The 19,149-nt window shown below is 60.8% G+C and carries 16 protein-coding genes; 7 read left to right on the top strand and 9 right to left on the bottom strand.

The genetic code is table 11. The features are described 5' to 3' along the window. Position 1: 1 nt before the first annotated feature. The 7 genes from ACFOFO_RS20355 to ACFOFO_RS20325 form a co-directional block, all read right to left on the bottom strand. Positions 2–553, bottom strand: coding sequence for an LPS-assembly lipoprotein LptE (locus ACFOFO_RS20355; RefSeq protein ID WP_390332617.1), 552 nt, complete (start codon positions 551–553; stop codon positions 2–4). 70 nt (positions 554–623) lie between these two features. Further along, a complete protein-coding gene (leuS, locus tag ACFOFO_RS20350; protein WP_390332614.1) occupies positions 624–3,260 on the bottom strand; it encodes a leucine--tRNA ligase in 2,637 nt (878 codons plus the stop codon). 237 nt (positions 3,261–3,497) lie between these two features. Continuing rightward, positions 3,498–3,824, bottom strand: a complete 327-nt coding sequence (locus tag ACFOFO_RS20345; RefSeq protein ID WP_390326823.1) for a barstar family protein — start codon at positions 3,822–3,824, stop codon at positions 3,498–3,500. Next, positions 3,824–4,285 (bottom strand): ExbD/TolR family protein, encoded by a 462-nt coding sequence (locus ACFOFO_RS20340; protein WP_390326821.1) that lies wholly within the window; start codon positions 4,283–4,285, stop codon positions 3,824–3,826. The genes ACFOFO_RS20345 and ACFOFO_RS20340 overlap by 1 nt, the downstream gene beginning before the upstream one ends. 23 nt (positions 4,286–4,308) lie before the next feature. Then, positions 4,309–5,019: a MotA/TolQ/ExbB proton channel family protein gene (locus ACFOFO_RS20335; protein ID WP_390326818.1), complete on the bottom strand. Its 711-nt coding sequence runs from the start codon at positions 5,017–5,019 to the stop codon at positions 4,309–4,311. Positions 5,020–5,204: 185 nt separating this feature from the next. Beyond that, positions 5,205–6,011, bottom strand: coding sequence for a 4-hydroxy-tetrahydrodipicolinate reductase (dapB, locus tag ACFOFO_RS20330; RefSeq protein WP_390328244.1), 807 nt, complete (start codon positions 6,009–6,011; stop codon positions 5,205–5,207). A gap of 16 nt (positions 6,012–6,027) precedes the next feature. After that, positions 6,028–6,654, bottom strand: a complete 627-nt coding sequence (locus ACFOFO_RS20325) for an outer membrane protein assembly factor BamE (RefSeq protein ID WP_390326816.1) — start codon at positions 6,652–6,654, stop codon at positions 6,028–6,030. A gap of 111 nt (positions 6,655–6,765) precedes the next feature. On the opposite strand from ACFOFO_RS20325, the gene fur reads away from it, so the two are divergent. Both fur and ACFOFO_RS20315 read left to right on the top strand, forming a co-directional pair. Further along, positions 6,766–7,197, top strand: a complete 432-nt coding sequence (fur, locus tag ACFOFO_RS20320; RefSeq protein ID WP_390326814.1) for a ferric iron uptake transcriptional regulator — start codon at positions 6,766–6,768, stop codon at positions 7,195–7,197. Between the two features lie 277 nt (positions 7,198–7,474). Continuing rightward, the gene (locus tag ACFOFO_RS20315; RefSeq protein WP_390332611.1) at positions 7,475–9,532 is read left to right on the top strand and encodes a S46 family peptidase; all 2,058 of its coding nucleotides are present in this window, start codon (positions 7,475–7,477) and stop codon (positions 9,530–9,532) included. A gap of 117 nt (positions 9,533–9,649) precedes the next feature. Here the strand turns inward: ACFOFO_RS20315 and hrcA are convergent, their stop codons facing one another. Continuing rightward, positions 9,650–10,672 (bottom strand): heat-inducible transcriptional repressor HrcA, encoded by a 1,023-nt coding sequence (gene hrcA, locus ACFOFO_RS20310; protein WP_390326813.1) that lies wholly within the window; start codon positions 10,670–10,672, stop codon positions 9,650–9,652. 267 nt (positions 10,673–10,939) lie between these two features. Further along, positions 10,940–11,641, bottom strand: a complete 702-nt coding sequence (locus tag ACFOFO_RS20305; protein ID WP_390326810.1) for an HAD family hydrolase — start codon at positions 11,639–11,641, stop codon at positions 10,940–10,942. Between the two features lie 82 nt (positions 11,642–11,723). On the opposite strand from ACFOFO_RS20305, the gene ACFOFO_RS20300 reads away from it, so the two are divergent. From ACFOFO_RS20300 to dnaK, 5 genes are all read left to right on the top strand, one after another. Then, complete coding sequence (locus tag ACFOFO_RS20300) at positions 11,724–12,617, top strand: NAD kinase (RefSeq protein ID WP_390332609.1); 894 nt, start codon at positions 11,724–11,726, stop codon at positions 12,615–12,617. 327 nt (positions 12,618–12,944) lie between these two features. After that, on the top strand, positions 12,945–14,600 hold the full coding sequence (gene recN, locus ACFOFO_RS20295; protein ID WP_390326808.1) for a DNA repair protein RecN: 1,656 nt from the start codon (positions 12,945–12,947) through the stop codon (positions 14,598–14,600). Between the two features lie 151 nt (positions 14,601–14,751). Next, complete coding sequence (hemH, locus tag ACFOFO_RS20290) at positions 14,752–15,855, top strand: ferrochelatase (protein ID WP_390326805.1); 1,104 nt, start codon at positions 14,752–14,754, stop codon at positions 15,853–15,855. Positions 15,856–16,480: 625 nt separating this feature from the next. Continuing rightward, a complete protein-coding gene (gene grpE / locus ACFOFO_RS20285) occupies positions 16,481–17,053 on the top strand; it encodes a nucleotide exchange factor GrpE (RefSeq protein WP_390332606.1) in 573 nt (190 codons plus the stop codon). Positions 17,054–17,202: 149 nt separating this feature from the next. After that, on the top strand, positions 17,203–19,140 hold the full coding sequence (gene dnaK / locus ACFOFO_RS20280) for a molecular chaperone DnaK (protein WP_390332604.1): 1,938 nt from the start codon (positions 17,203–17,205) through the stop codon (positions 19,138–19,140). Positions 19,141–19,149 lie beyond the last annotated feature (9 nt).

Raw genomic sequence — 19,149 nt, 5'->3', positions numbered from 1 at the left:
TTCAGGGCGCCAGCCGCAGTGCGCCAAGGCGGCGCATCAGCTGCTGTACCAGATCGGTCTGGATGTCGCGATACAACAGCGCTTCTTCACTTTCATTGGCCAGCGCCTGATTCTCGTTATAGCTGATCGCGCGTTTCAGCGTGATCTCGGTTGGTGCCAGGACTTCGCGTTCCTGGCTGTCCTTGACCCGAAACACCAGCGTATACGTCAGCGAATATTCGCGTACCCGGCCCTGCGAGTTGAGGGACAGGATCTGTTTGTTCTTCGCCTCCGACAGCACTTCCATCACGACCTGGGCCGCCTTCGGATCGGCCACCACCGTGGTATCGCCGCCGGCGCGCAAGTTGCGCTTGAGCTCGGCACCGAGTGGTGAAGATTCCGGCAACGCCACATAGATCGACTTGAACGGCAGGCTGGTCTTGCCGGTCGAGCCGCGCAGGTGGAAGCCGCAGGCCGACAGCGCGCACGCTGCCAGCACGAGCAGTGCGTAGCCGCGCACCTGAGCGAGCAAGTGGCCGGCGTTTTGGGCCTTTGAAAACTGCATCTTGAACATCCCGTTTAGTCCTGTCCGATTAGTCTTGTCCGATTTGCCTTGTACGATTTTCCTTGTTACAGGCAATCCATCAGGCCACGATATTGACCAGTTTGCCAGGCACGATGATGATCTTCTTCGGCGTGCCTTCGATGTAGCGTTGCGCCTGCTCGTTGGCGAGTGCGGCCGCTTCGATGGTTGCCTTGTCGGCATCCTTGGCGACCGTGATGCTGCCGCGCAACTTGCCGTTGACCTGGATCATCAGTTCGATCTCGGCCTGCACCAACGCGGCCGCGTCGACCTGCGGCCAAGGGGCGTCGAGAATGTCACCATCTGCCTTGGCGTAGCCGAGTTCCTGCCACAGCACATGGGTGATGTGCGGCGCCACCGGGTTCAGCACGCGCAGGAATATCGACAGGCCTTCGGCGATCACGGCATTCGATACCGCGCTGTCATCGAGCTTGGCGCCTTCCAGCGTGTTCAACATTTTCATGCAGGCCGATACGACGGTGTTGTATTGCGTGCGCTTCAAGTCGTGGTCGGCCTGCTGCAAAATCTTGTGGATTTCACGGCGCAAGCTCTTGTGCGTATCGGTCAAATCCTTCAGAGCGCCGGCGCCCGCCGCTATGCGTCCGGCTTGCGCGTATGCATACGCCCACACGCGCTTGAGGAAACGGTTCGCACCTTCGACGCCGCTGCCCGACCATTCCAGTGTCTGTTCCGGCGGCGACGCGAACATCGTGAACATGCGTGCGGTGTCGGCGCCGTACTGGTCGATTTGCGCTTGCGGGTCGATGCCGTTGTTCTTCGATTTTGACATCTTTTCGATGCCGCCGATTTCGACCGCAGCGCCATCGGATTTCAGTCGCGCCGACAGCGGCCGACCCTTGTCGTCCAGCTTCAGTTCGACATCGTCCGGGTTGAACCAGGTCTTCTTGCCGCCGGCCTCTTCGCGGTAATAGGTTTCGTTCAGCACCATGCCTTGGGTCAGCAGGTTGACGAATGGCTCGTCGAACTTGACCAGCCCGAAGTCGCGCATCACCTTGGTCCAGAAGCGCGCGTACAGAAGGTGCATCACCGCATGCTCGATGCCGCCGATATACTGGTCCATCGGCATCCAGTAATCGTTGCGCTGGTCGACCATGGCGTTACCGGCGTCAGGCGAGGTGTATTTCATGTAATACCAGGACGAGTCGACGAAGGTATCCATGGTGTCGGTCTCGCGCCGCGCCGGCTTGCCGCATTGCGGGCAATCGACGTGCAGGAATTTTTCATGCTTGTTGAGCGGGTTGCCGCTGCCGTCCGGCACACAGTCTTCCGGCAACACCACCGGCAAATCCTGCTCCGGCACCGGCACCGCGCCACAGTGTTCGCAGTGGATGATCGGGATCGGCGTACCCCAGTAACGCTGGCGCGAGATGCCCCAGTCGCGCAAGCGGTAGGTGATCTTCTTTTCGCCCAGGCCCAGCTCGGCGAGGTCGGCGGCGATCGCATCGACCGCGTCCTGATACGCCATGCCGTCGTATTTGCCGGAGTCGATGCAGACCCCGAGTTCCTTGTCGTCGTACCAGTCGTGCCAGCTTGCTTCGGAAAAGGTCTGGCCTTCGACCGCGATCACCTGTCGAATCGGCAGTACATATTTATGGGCAAATGCAAAATCGCGCTCGTCGTGCGCCGGCACGCCCATTACCGCGCCGTCGCCGTAGGTGATCAGCACGTAGTTGCCGACCCAGACTTCGAGCAGCTGGCCGGTCAGCGGGTGCTTGACGAACAGGCCGGTCGGCATGCCTTTCTTTTCCATCGTCGCCATGTCGGCCTCGGCCACGCCGCCTTTCTTGCACTCGGCGATGAACTCGGCCAGTTCCGGATTCGATTTGGCGGCGTGAGTCGCCAGCGCATGTTCCGGTGCCACCGCGCAGAAGGTCACGCCCTTGATGGTGTCGACGCGGGTGGTAAACACCCACAGCTTGCCGTCGTTAATCAGCTTGCCGTCGTCGTCCTTGATCTCGTGCGGGAATGCGAAGCGTACCCCGGTCGACTTGCCGATCCAGTTCGACTGCATCACGCGCACCCGCTCCGGCCAGCCGGGCAGATTGTGGTTGACGTGATCCAGCAATTCTTCGGCGTAGTCGGTGATCCGCGCGTAGTACATTGGTATCTCGCGCTTTTCGATTTGCGCGCCGGAACGCCAGCCGCGACCGTCGATCACCTGTTCGTTAGCCAGCACGGTCTGGTCGACCGGGTCCCAGTTTACGGTGCCGGTTTTCTTGTAGATGATGCCTTTTTCCAGCATCTTCAGGAACAGCCACTGATTCCAGCGATAGTATTCCGGCCTGCAGGCGGTCATTTCGCGCGACCAGTCGATTGCCAGGCCGATCGCCTGCATCTGCTGCTTCATGTGCGCGATGTTGGAATAAGTCCATTGCGCCGGCGGCACGTTGTTGGCGATTGCCGCATTTTCGGCCGGCATCCCGAACGCGTCCCAGCCCATCGGCATCAGCACGTTGTAGCCATTCATCCGCAGGTAGCGGTACATCACGTCGTTGATGGTGTAATTGCGCACATGGCCCATGTGCAGCTTGCCCGAAGGGTAGGGCAGCATCGAACAGGCGTAGAACTTGCCTTTCGGGAAACGGGGATCGTTTTCGACTGCTTTGTAGGCGTCGATGGCCCGCCAATGGGCTTGGGCGGATTGTTCGACGTCGGCTGGGCTGTATTTTTCTTGCATGAGGGATGCGGCCAAAAAAGTGATTTGAACCGAGCATTATACGGGCTCAATCTGCTGCTCCGCCTCGCCGCTGCGTCCGGACCCCGGGCCATCGCATTAAACAAGTGGCAAGTAGGATGGGTGCAACCCATCATTGCGGACCTGGATGATGGGTTGCACCCATCCTACTTGCTCAATCCGGGGTCCAGCCGCGCGGGTGCGCCCGGACCACGCTAGCGCCCGGATATCGGCGCCGGATCAGCGCAGCAGCAGCGACAGCGCCGGCAGTTCGCCGTAATCCTCATAGCGTTCGTTAAGGGCGGCGATGCAAAATTCCAGCTCTTCCAGAATCTCGGGCGCGCTCTGGCGCAGCTGTTCGGCATGCAGCAATTCGATCTGCAACACCTCATGTTCGGTCAGATGGAACTTCGACATGCCGTCGTCGTCACGCAGATAACTGAGGCAATCGACCCACGCGTTCATATTGCGGCCATAGAACTCAGGAAAGCCGAACGCCTGTTCGCACAGGTTGTGAAACGCGGCCCAGTCGCGGATGGCGGCGCCGTCGAGGATGACTTTGGTCATTATGGTTTCGCCTGGATATTGGTCTGTGTGGAGGCCGCTGCCATCCCTGGCTTCGGTTCGGTAACGAAGCCGAGCTTGCCCAGATTATTGCTCTGCGCTGCCGCCATCACCTGCGCGATCACCTCGTAACGGGTGTCCTTGTCGGCGCGCAGCTGCAGTTCAGGTTGCGGCGACTTTTGTGCCGCGGCTGCCAGCTTCGCGCCGAGCGCGTCCGGCGCGACTGGATCCTGGTTCCAGTACAGCTTGCCCTGGGCGTCGATCGACAGGGAAATCGTCTCGGGCTGGTCCGGTGCGGCGGCCGAGCGCGCATTCGGCAGATCGAGTTTGATCGCGTGCGTGAACAGCGGTGCGGTGATGATGAAGATCACCAGTAGTACCAGCATCACGTCGACCATCGGCGTGACGTTGATCTCGGACATCGGTGCCGCGTGCTGCTGGTCGTTGAATCCGCCAAAGGTCATGTCGACTCCCGCTTGAGATGAGGTCAGGCTTCTTTGCCAATCACGCGCGCGCCGGTGGTCAGGTAGGCGTGCAAATCGTGCGCGAAGGCGTCGAGTTCGGCCAGTGTCAGCCGGTTGACGCGGTTAAATGCGTTATAGGCCAACACCGCCGGGATCGCTACCGTCAGTCCGAGCGCAGTCATGATCAGCGCCTCGCCGACCGGGCCGGCAACCTTGTCGATCTGCACTGTGCCGGCCGTCGATACCGCCGCCAGCGCATGATAAATGCCCCATACGGTGCCGAGCAGGCCGACAAACGGTGCGGTGGCGCCGACCGAGGCCAGCAGTGTCAGGCCGGCTTCGAGGCGCGACGACACGCGGTTGATCGCCTGGCGCAGGGTGCGCGTGATCAGTTCACTGGGATCGATGCTGGCATTCAGCGAAGCCGGCGAGCCGCTCTGCGCCTTCATGCTGGCGGCTTCGACGCTTTGCGCCGCCAGCGGCGTGAACACGTTCTCGCTATCGGCCTGGCGTATCACGGCGATCGCGTCGGGCAGGGTCGGCGCCTTCCAGAATGCGTCCAGCGTGCCGGCGCTCTTGCGGATGCGCCACGAACTCCAGCTCTTGGACAGGATGAAATACCAGCTGACCAGCGACATCAGCAGCAGCACATAGGCGACTGTGTGGCTGACCGCGTCGCCTTGCGACCAGTAGTGGGACAGTCCTGAAGCTTGCGGTGCGAGAACGGGATTCATGGGGCCGGGGTCAGGGTCGATTTATGGTTGCTGCAGTACTACGGTTGCTGTGGTATCCCGGTTTCATCGAAGGCTGCCGGTGCTGACAAGCCGCTAATATACTCATCCGCTTGATGGCTTGTTGCGCAATTAAATCATGCAGAGTTGCAATATACTCCGTCAAAATCGGGTGAAATCAAGCAATATCAGCGAAACCCGAGCACATCCTGCATGTCGTACAAGCCGCTGCGCTTGTCGGCCAGGAAGCGCGCCGCGCGCAGGCTGCCGTGCGCGTAGGTGACGCGGCTGGATGACTTGTGCGAGATTTCGATCCGTTCGCCGATGCCGGCAAACAGCACCGTGTGGTCGCCGACGATATCGCCGCCGCGAATCGTGGCGAAGCCGATCGACGACGGGTCGCGCTCGCCGGTCACGCCTTCGCGCGCATACACGGCGACCTCGTCGAGCTTGCGGCCCATCGCGCCGGCGATCACTTGACCCATCTGCAGCGCGGTGCCGGATGGCGCATCGACCTTGTGACGGTGATGCGCCTCGATAATTTCGACGTCATACCCTTCGCTGAAACTCTGCGCCGCCAATTCCAGCAGTTTCAGCGTGACGTTGACGCCGACGCTCATATTGGGCGCGAACATGATCGCCGTTTTCTGCGCCGCCGCGGCGATCGCCGCCTTGCCGGCCTCGTCGAAGCCGGTGGTGCCGATGATCATCTTGATGCCGTGCGCGGCGCAGTATTCCAGATGCGCCAGCGTGCCTTCGGGACGGGTGAAATCGATCAGATAGTCGGCCTGGGCCAGTCCCTTGGCGAAATCGGATTCGATCAACACGCCGGCTGGTCGGCCCAGAAATTGCGCGGCATCGGTGCCGATCGCCGGTGACGACGGCTGGTCCAGCGCGCCGGCCAGCATGGTATCGGGCGCGTTCTGGATCGCTTCGATCAGCATCCGGCCCATGCGGCCGCTGGCGCCTGCAACGGCGATCTGCAATGGGGGCAATGGAGTCATGGCGTGATTACTTTGTGATGTGGATTTGCGGCGGCGCCGCTTCCGGCGCCGCGTCCGTGGCTTTTTGCGGAGCGCCGGCGATACGGGCGATGTATTCGTTTTCGGTAGGCAGGTTGCCGCCCTCGAAGTGGTCGAGACGCTTGTCCTTGAAGAACAGCGTGACGCGACTGGTGGTGAGTTCACCGTCGCCTTTTTGCAGACGGAACAAATAGTCCCAGCGGTCGGCGTGGAACAGGTCGGTCAGCAGCGGCGTGCCCAGCACGAAGCGCACCTGTTCCTGGGTCATGCCGGGATTCAACTGTGCGACCATTTCTTCCGACACGAAATTGCCTTGCTGAATCGTGATCCGGTACGGCGAGAATATGCCGAACACCCGCTGCAGCTTGGACGGGCCGGTGGTTTTCACTCCCGATTCGGCGGCTGTCGCCACCGGCGCGGTGCCGGGCGCACTGCCTTCAGCCGCCGGCGCCGCCGTGGCTGCAGCGGCGGCTTGCGGCGCGGGGGCATCGTCGATCAACGGGTTCCTGGTGGTGGCGCAACCTGACAGGCACGCGGCCAGTGCCAGGCACAAAGCGCCAGCGGCGGTGGGTGTACGGCGTAATGCATGATGTGAATACGAGAGCAACATTCGCATGGGCGGCTTTAAGTCGGATATCAAGATGGTGAGCCCGTCGCTGCAATTCGATTGAGCTTCGGCGCCAAAACGCTATATGATAAAGCAGATCACCGTTATCCAACCAATTACATGACCAATACCCCCTCCGACCTGAAAGCCAGCGGCCTGAAAGCGACCCTGCCGCGCCTGAAAATACTGGAAATTTTCCAGAACAGTGCGGTGCGCCACCTGACCGCCGAAGACGTCTACAAGATACTGATCACCGAGAATATGGATGTCGGCCTGGCAACCGTGTACCGCGTGCTGACCCAGTTTGAACAGGCCGGTTTGCTCAGCCGTAATCATTTTGAAACCGGCAAGGCCATTTTCGAGCTGAACGAAGGCTCCCATCACGACCATCTGGTGTGCCTCGACTGTGGCCGGGTCGAGGAATTTTTCGACGAGGAAATCGAAAAGCGCCAGCAAACCATTGCGCATCAGCGCGGCTTTGAAATTGCCGAGCATGCATTGGCGTTGTACGCCCATTGCAGCAAAACCGATTGTCCGCATCGCGCCCGATAATTTTTTTGATTGCAGCAGTGATGCTTGAACGTCGCTTTATTGCGCCGCATCAATTATTTCAGGAGTGAAATAACAGGGGAGTATTAATCAAAACCCTGTCCCGTCCGCCCGTTGATGAACGGGCTTTTTTTATACTGCGTCCAGTATAAAATCGTACCGGATCAGGCGCCGGTACAGAGTGGCGCGATCGCTGCTTTTCCCTGCCTTTTCCTTTCTTGCCAGCACTAATGATAGCGAGTAGATTGCTTGGTTTTGTCACCAAGCAAAGGGAGCAATCATGCGAATTCACTGGTTACTGGCAGCACTCGCGATACCCGGCATCACGCTGGCCGCCGAGGGCATGTGGACCCTCGACAACCTGCCGGCCAAGCGGATGCAGGCCGAATACGGTTTCACACCCGGCGGCGACTGGGTCAAGCATGTGATGCTCGGCTCGGCCCGGATTGCCGGCGGCTGCTCGGCCTCGTTCATTTCAAAAGACGGTCTGGTGATGACCAATCATCATTGCGCGGCGGAATGCGTGGAGCAATTGTCGAGCGCGCAGAAAAATTACATGAACGACGGTTTCATGGCCAACAAGCGCGAACAAGAAGTGCGTTGCCCGGAGATCGAACTCAATCGCCTGGAACAGATCAAGGATGTGACCGAACAGGTCAAGAGCGCCACCAAGGGCCTGGATGGCGAGGCCTTCAAGCGCGCGCAAGACGCGATCAATGCCAGGCTGAGCTCGGAATGCGTCGGCAGCGACAAGGATACGGTGCGCTGCGACGTGGTCAACCTGTACCACGGCGGCCGTTACCATGTGTACAAATACCACCGCTTCCAGGACACCCGCCTGGTGTGGGCGCCGGAACGGGCCGCGGCATTTTTTGGCGGCGATCCGGACAACTTCAATTTCCCGCGCTATGACCTCGACATCTCGCTGCTGCGCGTGTACGAGAATGGCAAGCCGGCGGTGATCAAGGATTACTTCCCGTTCAGCAAGAACGGCGCACAGGATGCCGAGATGGTGTTCGTCACCGGTCAACCGGGCCGGACCCAGCGTCAGCTGACGCTGTCGCAGCTGGCCACCTTGCGCGATACCGGGCTGATCCCGCGGCTGCTGCAATTGTCGGAGCTGCGCGGCGTGATGGAGCAATACGCCAAGACCGGCCCCGAGGCGGCGCGCCTGGCCGAAGCGGAACTGTTCGGCGTGGAAAACGGCTTCAAGGTATTCAAGGGCCAGCTCGAGACCATGCTGGACCCGGCGCTGATGAAGAAAAAGCAGGAGGATGAGGCTGCGTTGCGCCGCTTCGTGGCGTCCCGGCCGGATCTGAAGACCCGGCTCGGCGGCGCCTGGGATGCGATCGACAGGGTGCAGCAGGCGGCGCGCCAGCTCAGCGTGCCCCTGACCATGGTCGGGCGCGGTCGTGGTTTCGACAGCCATTACTTCCAGTACGCGCGGATGCTGGTGCGCGGCGCCGACGAACGCAGCAAACCGAATGGCGAGCGGCTGCCGGAATTCACCGATGCCAATACGCCGGAGCTGGAGCAAACATTGTTCTCGACCGCCCCGGTGTATCCCGACTTCGAAAAAGTCACACTCGGCCTGTCGCTGACCAAGATGCGCGAATCGATGGGCGCCGACGACGCGTTCGTCAAGCAGGTGCTGGGCAAACAGGCGCCGGATCAATTCGCCGCGGCGCTGATCGACGGCACCAAGCTGGGCGATCCGGCGGTGCGCAAGGCGCTGTGGACCGGCGGCAAGGATGCGATCGCAAGCTCGAACGACCCGTTCATCAAGCTGGCGCTGGCGATCGATCCGCACGCCCGTGCCATCCGCAAGCAATTTGAACAGGACGTCGAGGCGGTCGAGCAAAAGAACTCGGAACTGATTGCGCAGGCACGTTTTGCGCAGCAGGGTCTGGATGCGTATCCGGACGCGACCTTTACCTTGCGCATGTCCTACGGCGAAGTCAAAGGCTGGGATGACGCCGGCAAGAAGATCGCACCGTTCACCACCATCGGCGGCGCATTCGAGCGCGATACCGGGGCTGAGCCGTTTGCGTTGCCGGCCTCGTGGCACAAGGCGAAGGACCGGCTGAACCTGGCCCAGCCTTTCAATTTCGTCACCACCAACGACATCATCGGCGGCAATTCCGGCAGCCCGATGATCAACCGCAACGGTGAAATCGTGGGCCTGATCTTCGACGGCAATATCCACTCGCTGGGCGGTGCGTTCTGGTACGACGGCCGCATCAACCGCACGGTCGCGGTGCACAGCGGTGCAATCACCGAGATGCTGGGCAAGATCTACGGCGGTGAAAACCTGGTGCGGGAGATGACGGCGCACTGATGGCGAACTTGCAATATTGATGCCGGTATCGGCGATATTGGCTCGGGATGAAGCAAAAAAACACGGCTTTGATCATTGATCGAAGCCTTGTTTTTTTCGTGCCGGTCATGCCGAGTGCTAAGTGTGACTCAGCGCATTCGACAACAGTTTGGCCGTGATATCGACAATCGGAATCACCCGTTCGTACGCCATCCGGGTCGGGCCGATCACCCCCAGCGTGCCGACGATCCTGCCGTCGACGGCATACGGCGCGGTGACCACGCTCATGTCGTCCATCGGTACCAGGCTGGAATCGCCGCCGATGAAGATCTGCACGCCGGACGCCTTGCTGGACACGTTGAGCAGCTGCAGCAGGCCGGTCTTCTGCTCGAACATGTCGAACAACTGACGCAGCGACGTCATGTTCGACGCCAGATCGGACACGGAGAGCAGGTTGCGCTCGCCGGCAATCACCACATCGTCGCTGCTGTCGCTCATCGCCTCGCTGCCGGCCTCGACTGCGACCTGCATCAGCCGCGTCATGTCGTCGCGCAACTGGCGTAATTCGCCCTGCAGCCGGATACTGACTGCGTCGAAACTGAGGCCGCCGTAATTCTGGTTGATGTAGTTCGCCGCCTGGATCAGCTGGGTCGGCGTGTAATCGACGTCGGTCAGCAGCAGCCGGTTTTGCACATCGCCGCCGGGGGCGACGATCACCAGCAGAATGCGTTTCTCGGACAGGCGCAGAAAATCGATTTGCTGGAATACCGACTCGCGCCGCGGCGACAGTACCACGCCGGCAAATTGCGATAGCGACGACAGCATCTTCGCGGCATTCGCAATGGTCTTTTGCGGCTGCGCGTTCGGTAGACGCGATTGCAACCGCGCCTCGACCGCGCTCTCGTCGATGCCTTTTGCCGTCAGCAACCTGTCGACGAACACACGGTAACCGCGCGGCGTCGGGATCCGGCCGGCTGACGTGTGCGGGCTGCTGACGAAACCCATCGCCTCGAGGTCGGCCATGATGTTGCGGATCGTGGCTGGCGACAACTCCAGCCCCGAGATCTGCGACAGCGCGCGTGAGCCAACCGGCTGGCCGTCGGCGATATAGCGTTCAACCAGGGCCTTGAGCAGGGTTTGTGCGCGGGGTTCGAGTTGCATCTGGCGTGGCATGCGGCGTGAACCTGAGTGGATCGAATTGTCATTATGCGCTTTGTCATCGCGTCAGTGGTGGCGCCGATGATGCAATCGGGCAATTGCCGATGGATGTTGTCGTTTCAGTAATTTGTAACCGGCGACGGCAGCGTGAGCATTGCACGGAAAAAGTAGGGTGCGCCATGCGCACCAATGGTGCGTCGGCACGGGTAATGGTGCGCATGGCGCACCCTACATTCTTTATATTGCGTAAATCCTGTTACCGAATTTTGATTACTGCGTACTGAGCCATTGCTCCAGTTCAAACAGATTGGACACCACCGCATCCGGGTTGACATGGGGGGGCAGGCCGCGTTGCGGCAGCAGGTCGGCCCGATTCAGCCAGACAGCGCGCAGGCCGGCACCTTGCGCGCCCGCAATGTCGCGGGTCGGGTCGTCGCCGACATAGACCGCCTCGACCGGCGCTACGTGCAGCAAGTCACAGGCGGCGTGGAAGATTTCCCGGTCGGGCTTGGCGCAGCCGAACTGGTGCGCCGCGATTGATACCTGAAAATGATGGGCCAGGCCGATCGTCGCCAGATCGGCGAAACCGTTCGAGATGGTGCCGAGCAGGTGGCGCTGGCCGAGCCGGGTCAGGCTCGGCCGCACATCGTCATACAGCACCACATCGCTGCGTGCGCGGCTGAATACGTCCATCGCCGCATCGACCTTGCACAGGTCTTCGCCGCAGATATTGAAGGCCTCGGTCAGCACCGCATGGCGCAGCGCCCACAGGTCGATCTGGTAACGCGGATTGCCCGCCATCAGCACCTTGCGGCGGACCTGCAGGGTTTCGATGCTGAACTGCTGCGGCACCTGCGGCGCATGCTGGCGCATCCAGTCGAACAGCGCCGCCTCGGCGCGCACCAACACCGGCCCGATCGACCACAGCGTGTCGTCGAGATCGAACAGTACCGCCTTGACTGGCTTTTTCATACGTGCAAATTCCTGCCTACTCTGAAATATGGTTTAATCGTTCGCATCCATCTATTATCTTACCGAAGCGCGCCGATACGCCATGCCCCTTGAACCGAAAACGATCGCACTGGTTGGCAAGCTTAACGCCACCGGCATCCTGCAGTCGCTGGCCGAGATCGCCGATTTTCTGGATGACGCCGGACATACCGTCGTGATCGAAAGCGACACCGCGCGCAATGTCGAACTCGAAGGCTTCGCCACCATGACGCCGGCCGAGATCGGCCAGCATGCCGCTGCCGCGATCGTGGTCGGCGGCGACGGCACCATGCTCGGTATCGCGCGCCAGCTGGCTCCCTATAATGTACCGCTGATCGGAATCAATCAAGGCCGGCTCGGTTTCATGACCGATATCCCGCTGGACCGAATGATCCCCGTTCTGGCCGACATGCTCGAAGGTAAATTCGAATCGGAACGCCGCAGTCTGCTGGAAGGCTCGGTCGTGCGTGACGGTGAAACGATCTTCAGCGCGCTCGCGTTCAACGATGTGGTGGTGTCGCGTGGCGCCGGTTCCGGCATGGCCGAGCTGTGCGTCGTGGTCGATGGCCACTTCATGTATAACCAGCGTTCCGACGGCCTGATCATCTCGACCCCGACCGGCTCGACCGCCTACGCCTTGTCGGCCGGCGGCCCGCTGCTGCACCCGAATCTGGGTGGCCTGGTACTGGTCCCGATCGCGCCGCATGCACTGTCGAACCGCCCGATCGTGCTGCCCGACAGTTGCCAGATCGCCATCGAAGTCAAGGGCGGACGCGACATCAGCGTCAATTTCGACATGCAGACGTTTGCCAGCCTGCTGCACCGCGACCGTATCCTGATCCAGCGTTCCAGGCACAGCGTGGTTTTCCTGCACCCGAAAGGGTGGAATTACTACGACACGCTGCGCGAAAAATTGCACTGGAACGAGTATCCATCAGTAGAAGGCCAGCTAAAATAGGGCATCTCTGTCAATCTACTGCGCGGCCCAATCTCACGCTTGCGATGCTCACCGTACCTGCGTACGGCTGCGCTTCTCGGCGCGACCTTGGACCGCTCGCTACGATTGTCAGAGCGCCCGACACTGGCCATCCGAACCCAAGAACAAGAGTTGCAATGTCAACCTGCCGTGTCATTCCGGCGCACGCCGGAATCCAGTGTCGTTCGCGGATCATGCCGGGACGTGGGTTCCGGCCGTCACCAGAAAGCCACAATGCTTTGCAAATGGCGGCGTTGTTGTATAAATAGCAGTAACAATATTGACCACCAATTCACCTCGAACCTCCCTATGCTGCGTACCCTCTCCATCCGTGATTTTGTCATCGTCGATACGCTCGAACTGGAATTTTCCGCCGGTTTTTCGGTCCTGACCGGCGAAACCGGCGCCGGCAAATCGATCCTGATCGATGCGCTGATGCTGGCGCTGGGCGGACGCGGCGATGCCAGTGTGGTGCGCGACGGCGCTAACAAGGCCGATATCAGCGCCGAGTTCGCCACTGACGGCGCCGCCGGCGACTGGCTGGCGCTCAATGAATTTGCCAGCGACGAGGGCGGCGTGCTGCTGCGCCGCGTGATCGACAATGCCGGCCGCTCCAAGGCCTTCATCAACGGCATCGCCGCCACCGCCGCGCAACTGCGCGAGCTGGGCGAGATGCTGGTCGATATCCACGGCCAGCACGCGCATCAGTCCTTACTGAAAACCGATGCGCAGCGCGCCTTGCTCGATGGCCAGGCCGGTTTGTTCGGCGACACCCGCGCGGTTGCGGCCGCCTACAAGGTCTGGCAGGCGCTGGCGCGGCAACGGCTGGAGTTCGAAACCAACGCCAAGAATGTGTTGCTGGAACGCGAGCGGCTCGAATGGCAGGTCGGCGAGCTCGACAAGCTGGCGGTCAAGTCCGGCGAATGGGACGAGATCAGCAACGAACACAGCCGGCTGTCCCACGCGGCCAGCCTGATCGAGGGCGCGCAGGAAGCGGTGGCGGCAATCTCCGAATCGGACAATCCGATCCTGTCGCAATTGTTCGGCCTGCACCAGAAGCTGGCAAGGCTGGCCGACATCGACGATGCGCTGAAACCGGTGCTGGAATTCATCGAGCCGGCGCGCATCCAGCTGCAGGAGGCGACCTATTCGCTGAACGACTACCTGGGGCGGGTCGAGCTCGATCCCGAGCGCCTGCGCCATGTCGAGGCGCGGCTCGATGCGATCCATTCGACCGCGCGCAAGTTCCGTGTCGCGCCAAACGAGCTGCCGGCCTTGTGCGATACCCTCACAGCGCAACTGCAGCAGCTGGCCGATGCCAGCGACCTCGATGCGCTGCGCCAGCAGGAAGCGCGGCTGGAAGCTGATTATCGGGTACTGGCGCAGAAGCTCTCGAAGGCACGCGCCAAGGCCGCCAAGGCGCTGGGTGACGCGGTCACGGCCGCGATGCAGGACCTGAGCATGTCCGGCGGCCGCTTTGCGCTGGCCTTGAACGCCTGCGAGCCGGCCGCCTACGGGCTGGAGCAGGTTGAATTCATGGTCGCCGGACATGCCGGCACGGTGCTGCGACCGCTGGCTAAAGTCGCGTCCGGCGGTGAACTGGCCCGCATCGCGCTCGCACTGTCGGTGATCACGTCGAGCGCGACCACCACCCCGACCCTGATCTTCGACGAGGTCGACAGCGGCATCGGCGGCGGCGTGGCCGAGGTGGTCGGCCGTCTGCTCAAGCGGCTCGGCCAGGACCGCCAGGTGCTGTGCGTGACGCACCTGCCGCAAGTCGCGAGCCAGGCCATCCAGCACTTCCAGGTCAGCAAGGCCGTCAGCGTGGTTGCCGGCGGCAAGACCGTGTCGCGCATCGACCGGCTCGACGCCAAGGCGCGGGTCGAAGAGATCGCCCGCATGCTGGGCGGGCTCGAGATCACGGCCACCACGCGCAAGCATGCGCGCGAGCTGCTGGCCGGCTAGGAAAGCTGTTCTGCGGGAGTATGTGGAAAAATATGGTATCTTGCGCCCAGTTTCATTGGGCTTTGAAATATACACGCCCTAGTATATTTCCCATAAAAATATGTCCTAGTTCGGCTTGGCGCCGATGCTTAACCCCGGATCCGATCCATTCATGTCTTTTCGCAAAGAACCGCCCACCGTCCACGGCAGCATCGCCCACACCGCCGTGGTGCTGGTCAACCTCGGCACGCCCGATGCGCCGACCGCCGCCGCGGTGCGGCGCTACCTGAAGCAATTCCTGTCCGACCCGCGCGTGGTCGAGATACCCAAACTGCTGTGGTGGTTCATTTTGAACTGCCTGATCCTGCCGATCCGCTCATCGAAGTCGGCGGAAAAATACGCGGCGATCTGGACCAGGGAAGGGTCGCCGCTGAAAGTGCATACCGTTAAACAGGCGACGTTGCTGCGCGGCTATCTGGGCGAACGCGGGCATGCGCTGCGGGTCGTGTATGCGATGCGCTACGGCAGCCCGTCGTTGCCGACGGTGCTCGATCAGCTGAAGACGGACGGTTGCGAGCGGATTCTGATCCTGCCGGCCTACCCGCAGTATTCGGCCACCACCACTGCCTCGATCTATGACGCGGTGTTCAGTCATTACGCGCAGGTGCGCAATGTGCCGGAACTGCGCTTTGCCAAGCATTACCACGACCACGACGGTTATATCGACGCGCTGAAGGTCTCCGTGCTGACCCATTGGCAGCAGAACGGCCGGCCGGAGCGGCTGGTGATGAGTTTTCACGGCGTGCCGAAACGGACGCTGGAACTGGGCGACCCGTATCATTGCGAATGCTACAAGACGGCGCGACTGCTGGCGACGGCGCTTGGGTTGTCACAGGATCAATATGTGGTGAGCTTCCAGTCGCGCTTCGGCAAGGCCGAATGGCTGCAGCCGTATACCGCGTCGACGCTGCGACAGCTGGCGCAGCAGGGCGTGCGACGGGTCGACGTGATTTGCCCCGGCTTCACCAGCGACTGCCTGGAAACACTGGAAGAGATCGCGATCGAGGCGAAGCAGGATTTTCTGCATGCTGGCGGCCAGGAATTCCATTACATTGCCTGCCTGAACGAAACGCCGGAATGGCTGCACGCGCTGGCGGAAATTGCCGAGCAGCACATGATCGGCTGGCCCACCATCGGCAGCGCCGCACAACGGCAGATGCAGCAACAGCAAGCCGAACTGACGCGCAGCGAGTCGGCCCGGCTCGGGGCTAGATGAAAATATCTTGAGTATTTGCTGCTCCTGCCCTATTTATTTGCGGCATTGCAGACTATTGGCGGGAGTATCTGTCTTTGCCGCAAGAATAAATCGTGACCTCGCGCCGGAGCGCATTGCCGACGCTTGATCCCCGCGTCAGTTTCATCATTCACTTTGCTAGAATAGCGCCGCGCTCAAGGCAAGGAGGTCAGGTCGGCATAGCAGATCAGCGCCGCCGTGAGCAGCGTGTAGGCGACGACCGTCAGGGAAATCAGCGGAAGTTTCATCTGTGCTCCTTGCGCCGTGGGTGCCCGCGGCGAGAACGGGAATTTATTTTGTGGTCGGATCATCCAAGCCATACTAGTCCGCCGCAGCGTCGATTTCACACCGAAATGTGGTAAATCTTGTAACAAAACTTTGCGCGCCAAGCGGCCAGATCGGTCGCTCGGTACTCTTGCAGGAGTGCGGTCGCGCCTGCCGGGTTTTGGGGCGCAAGCGGGGCAAAATCAGTTGATAGGCGAGTTGATAGGCATTAACCGCGCGCCAACCGTGCCGCCATCTGCGTGACATCCCCTTGAAATAGAAACGAATAGCCCCATGTCGCCTGTGGGTTAAACATAAGTTATTGATTGTTGGAGGCTTTTTGATGCAAGACCAAGAAAAACAGACCGAGCAGATAGCACCGACGGAGGACAGCCCGCAGGTTGCCGCCGTCGGGCCGGTCGATGCGGCCGAAGCGACCGCAGCGACCGACTCAGCGCTGGCGCAGCAGCTGATTGAGGCTGAAGCGCGCGTAGCCGAGATGCAAGATGCGTTCATTCGCGCCAAGGCCGAAGGCGAAAACATTCGCCGCCGGGCCCAGGCAGACATCGCGAAGGCGCATAAATTCGCGATCGAAAGCTTTGCCGAGGCCATGCTGCCGGTCAAGGACAGTCTGGAAATGGCATTGAAGGTCGAGTCGCCGTCGCTCGAATCGCTGAAAGAAGGCGTCGAAATGACGCTCAAGCAACTGTCATCGGCGTTCGACAAGAGCCGTCTGGTGGCGATCGAGCCAGCCCAAGGCGACAAGCTCGATCCGATGCAGCACCAGGCGGTGTCGGTGGTGCCGGCCGACCAGGATGCCAATACGGTCGTCACCGTGTTGCAAAAAGGCTACATGATTGCGGATCGCCTGTTGCGCCCGGCGATCGTCGTCGTCGCAGCCGAGAAACAGGCTTGAAACTGGGGAAATGAACGCTATATAGGTCAAGTAAGCGGCAAATAAGCAGAAATCAAAAGGATTGTGGCCACGCGTTGAGCGCAAGCATGCATTACTGCGCAATCGACCGACCGGCCGCAGCAAAAATACAAGAATCGAAAGGAACTGACATGGCAAGAATTATCGGTATCGACCTGGGCACCACCAACTCGTGTGTGTCCATCATTGAAAATGGCCAGCCGAAGGTGATTGAAAACTCCGAAGGCGCACGCACCACACCGTCGATCATCGCCTATCAGGAAGACGGCGAGATTCTGGTCGGCGCGCCGGCCAAGCGCCAGGCGGTGACCAACCCGAAGAACACGCTGTACGCCGTCAAGCGCCTGATCGGCCGCAAGTTTGAAGAGAAAGAAGTGCAGAAGGACATCGCGCTGATGCCGTATGCCATCAGCAAGGCCGACAATGGCGACGCCTGGATCTCGGTGCGCGACAAGCGACTGGCACCGCCGCAAATCTCGGCCGAAGTGTTGCGCAAGATGAAGAAGACCGCCGAAGACTACCTCGGCGAAGAAGTGACCGAAGCCGTCATCACGGTGCCGGCCTACTTCAACGACTCGCAGCGTCAGGCCACCAAGGACGCCGGCCGCATCGCCGGTCTGGACGTCAAGCGCATCATCAATGAGCCGACTGCGGCGGCGCTGGCGTTCGGCATGGACAAGACCGAAAAGGGCGACCGCAAGATCGCCGTCTACGATCTGGGCGGCGGTACCTTCGACATCTCGATCATCGAGATCGCCGACGTCGATGGCGAGAAACAGTTTGAAGTGCTGTCGACCAATGGCGACACCTTCCTCGGCGGCGAAGACTTCGACCAGCGCATCATCGATTACATCATCGACGAATTCAAGAAAATCAACGGCCTCGACCTGAAGAAAGACCCGATCGCGCTGCAGCGCATCAAGGCCTCGGCCGAACGTGCCAAGATCGAGCTGTCGTCGTCGCAGCAGACCGAAATCAACGAACCCTACATCGCGATGGCGAACGGCGCCCCGGTCCACCTGAACCTGAAGATGACGCGCGCCAAGCTCGAATCGTTAGTCGAGGACCTGATTGCCCAGACCATCGAGCCATGCCGGATCGCGATCAAGGATGCCGGCGTGAAAGTAACCGAGATCGACGACATCATTCTGGTCGGCGGCATGACCCGGATGCCGAAGGTGCAGGAAAAGGTCAAGGAATTCTTCGGCAAGGACCCACGCAAGGACGTCAATCCGGATGAGGCAGTCGCGGTCGGTGCCGCGATTCAGGGTTCGGTGTTGTCGGGCGAGCGCAAGGATCTGCTGCTGCTGGACGTGACGCCACTGTCGCTCGGTATCGAGACTTTGGGCGGCGTGATGACCAAGATGATCCAGAAGAACACCACGATTCCGACCAAGTTCAGCCAGGTGTTTTCGACCGCCGACGACAACCAGCCGGCCGTGACCATCAAGGTGTTTCAGGGCGAGCGTGAAATCGCCGCCGGCAACAAGGGCCTGGGTGAATTCAATCTGGAAGGCATCCCGCCGGCAGGGCGCGGCACGCCGCAGATCGAAGTCACCTTCGATATCGACGCCAACGGCATCCTGCACGTCGGCGCCAAGGACAAGGCGACCGGCAAGGAAAACAAGATCACGATCAAGGCCAACTCCGGCCTGACCGAAGCCGAAATCGAGAAGATGGTGAAGGACGCCGAACTGAACGCGGCCGAGGACAAGAAGCTCAAGGCGCTGGCCGAATCGCGCAATCAGGCCGACGCGCTGGTGCATTCGACCCGCAAGTCGCTCGGTGAGTATGGCGACAAGCTCGACGCCGGCGAAAAGGAAAAGATCGACGCCGCGATCAAGGACCTGGAAGAAGTGATGAAGAGCAGCGACCAGTCGACCATCGATGCCAAGATCGAAGCGCTGTCGTCCGCTTCGCAGAAACTGGGCGAGAAGATGTATGCCGACATGCAGGCGCAGCAGGCAGCGGCAGGTGCGGCGGCTGGCGGCGATGCCGGTGCCGCGGAAGCCAAGCCGAAGCAGGACGACGTGGTCGACGCCGACTTCAAGGAAGTGAAAGACAAGTAATCTCCGGTC

The sequence above is a fragment of the Pseudundibacterium arcticum genome (assembly GCF_042646465.1).
GTDB lineage: Bacteria > Pseudomonadota > Gammaproteobacteria > Burkholderiales > Burkholderiaceae_D > Undibacterium_A > Undibacterium_A arcticum.
The sequence above is the reverse complement of the archived record's forward strand: the minus strand, read 5'-3'. Positions and strand labels throughout refer to the sequence as shown.

Coding starts and splice junctions, on each gene's coding strand:
- ACFOFO_RS20355 (WP_390332617.1), bottom strand. CDS start 553: ATGTTCAAGATGCAGTTTTCAAAGGCCCAAAACGCCGGCCACTTGCTC.
- leuS (WP_390332614.1), bottom strand. CDS start 3,260: ATGCAAGAAAAATACAGCCCAGCCGACGTCGAACAATCCGCCCAAGCC.
- ACFOFO_RS20345 (WP_390326823.1), bottom strand. CDS start 3,824: ATGACCAAAGTCATCCTCGACGGCGCCGCCATCCGCGACTGGGCCGCG.
- ACFOFO_RS20340 (WP_390326821.1), bottom strand. CDS start 4,285: ATGACCTTTGGCGGATTCAACGACCAGCAGCACGCGGCACCGATGTCC.
- ACFOFO_RS20335 (WP_390326818.1), bottom strand. CDS start 5,019: ATGAATCCCGTTCTCGCACCGCAAGCTTCAGGACTGTCCCACTACTGG.
- ACFOFO_RS20325 (WP_390326816.1), bottom strand. CDS start 6,654: ATGCGAATGTTGCTCTCGTATTCACATCATGCATTACGCCGTACACCC.
- fur (WP_390326814.1), top strand. CDS start 6,766: ATGACCAATACCCCCTCCGACCTGAAAGCCAGCGGCCTGAAAGCGACC.
- ACFOFO_RS20315 (WP_390332611.1), top strand. CDS start 7,475: ATGCGAATTCACTGGTTACTGGCAGCACTCGCGATACCCGGCATCACG.
- hrcA (WP_390326813.1), bottom strand. CDS start 10,672: ATGCAACTCGAACCCCGCGCACAAACCCTGCTCAAGGCCCTGGTTGAA.
- ACFOFO_RS20305 (WP_390326810.1), bottom strand. CDS start 11,641: ATGAAAAAGCCAGTCAAGGCGGTACTGTTCGATCTCGACGACACGCTG.
- ACFOFO_RS20300 (WP_390332609.1), top strand. CDS start 11,724: ATGCCCCTTGAACCGAAAACGATCGCACTGGTTGGCAAGCTTAACGCC.
- recN (WP_390326808.1), top strand. CDS start 12,945: ATGCTGCGTACCCTCTCCATCCGTGATTTTGTCATCGTCGATACGCTC.
- hemH (WP_390326805.1), top strand. CDS start 14,752: ATGTCTTTTCGCAAAGAACCGCCCACCGTCCACGGCAGCATCGCCCAC.
- grpE (WP_390332606.1), top strand. CDS start 16,481: ATGCAAGACCAAGAAAAACAGACCGAGCAGATAGCACCGACGGAGGAC.
- dnaK (WP_390332604.1), top strand. CDS start 17,203: ATGGCAAGAATTATCGGTATCGACCTGGGCACCACCAACTCGTGTGTG.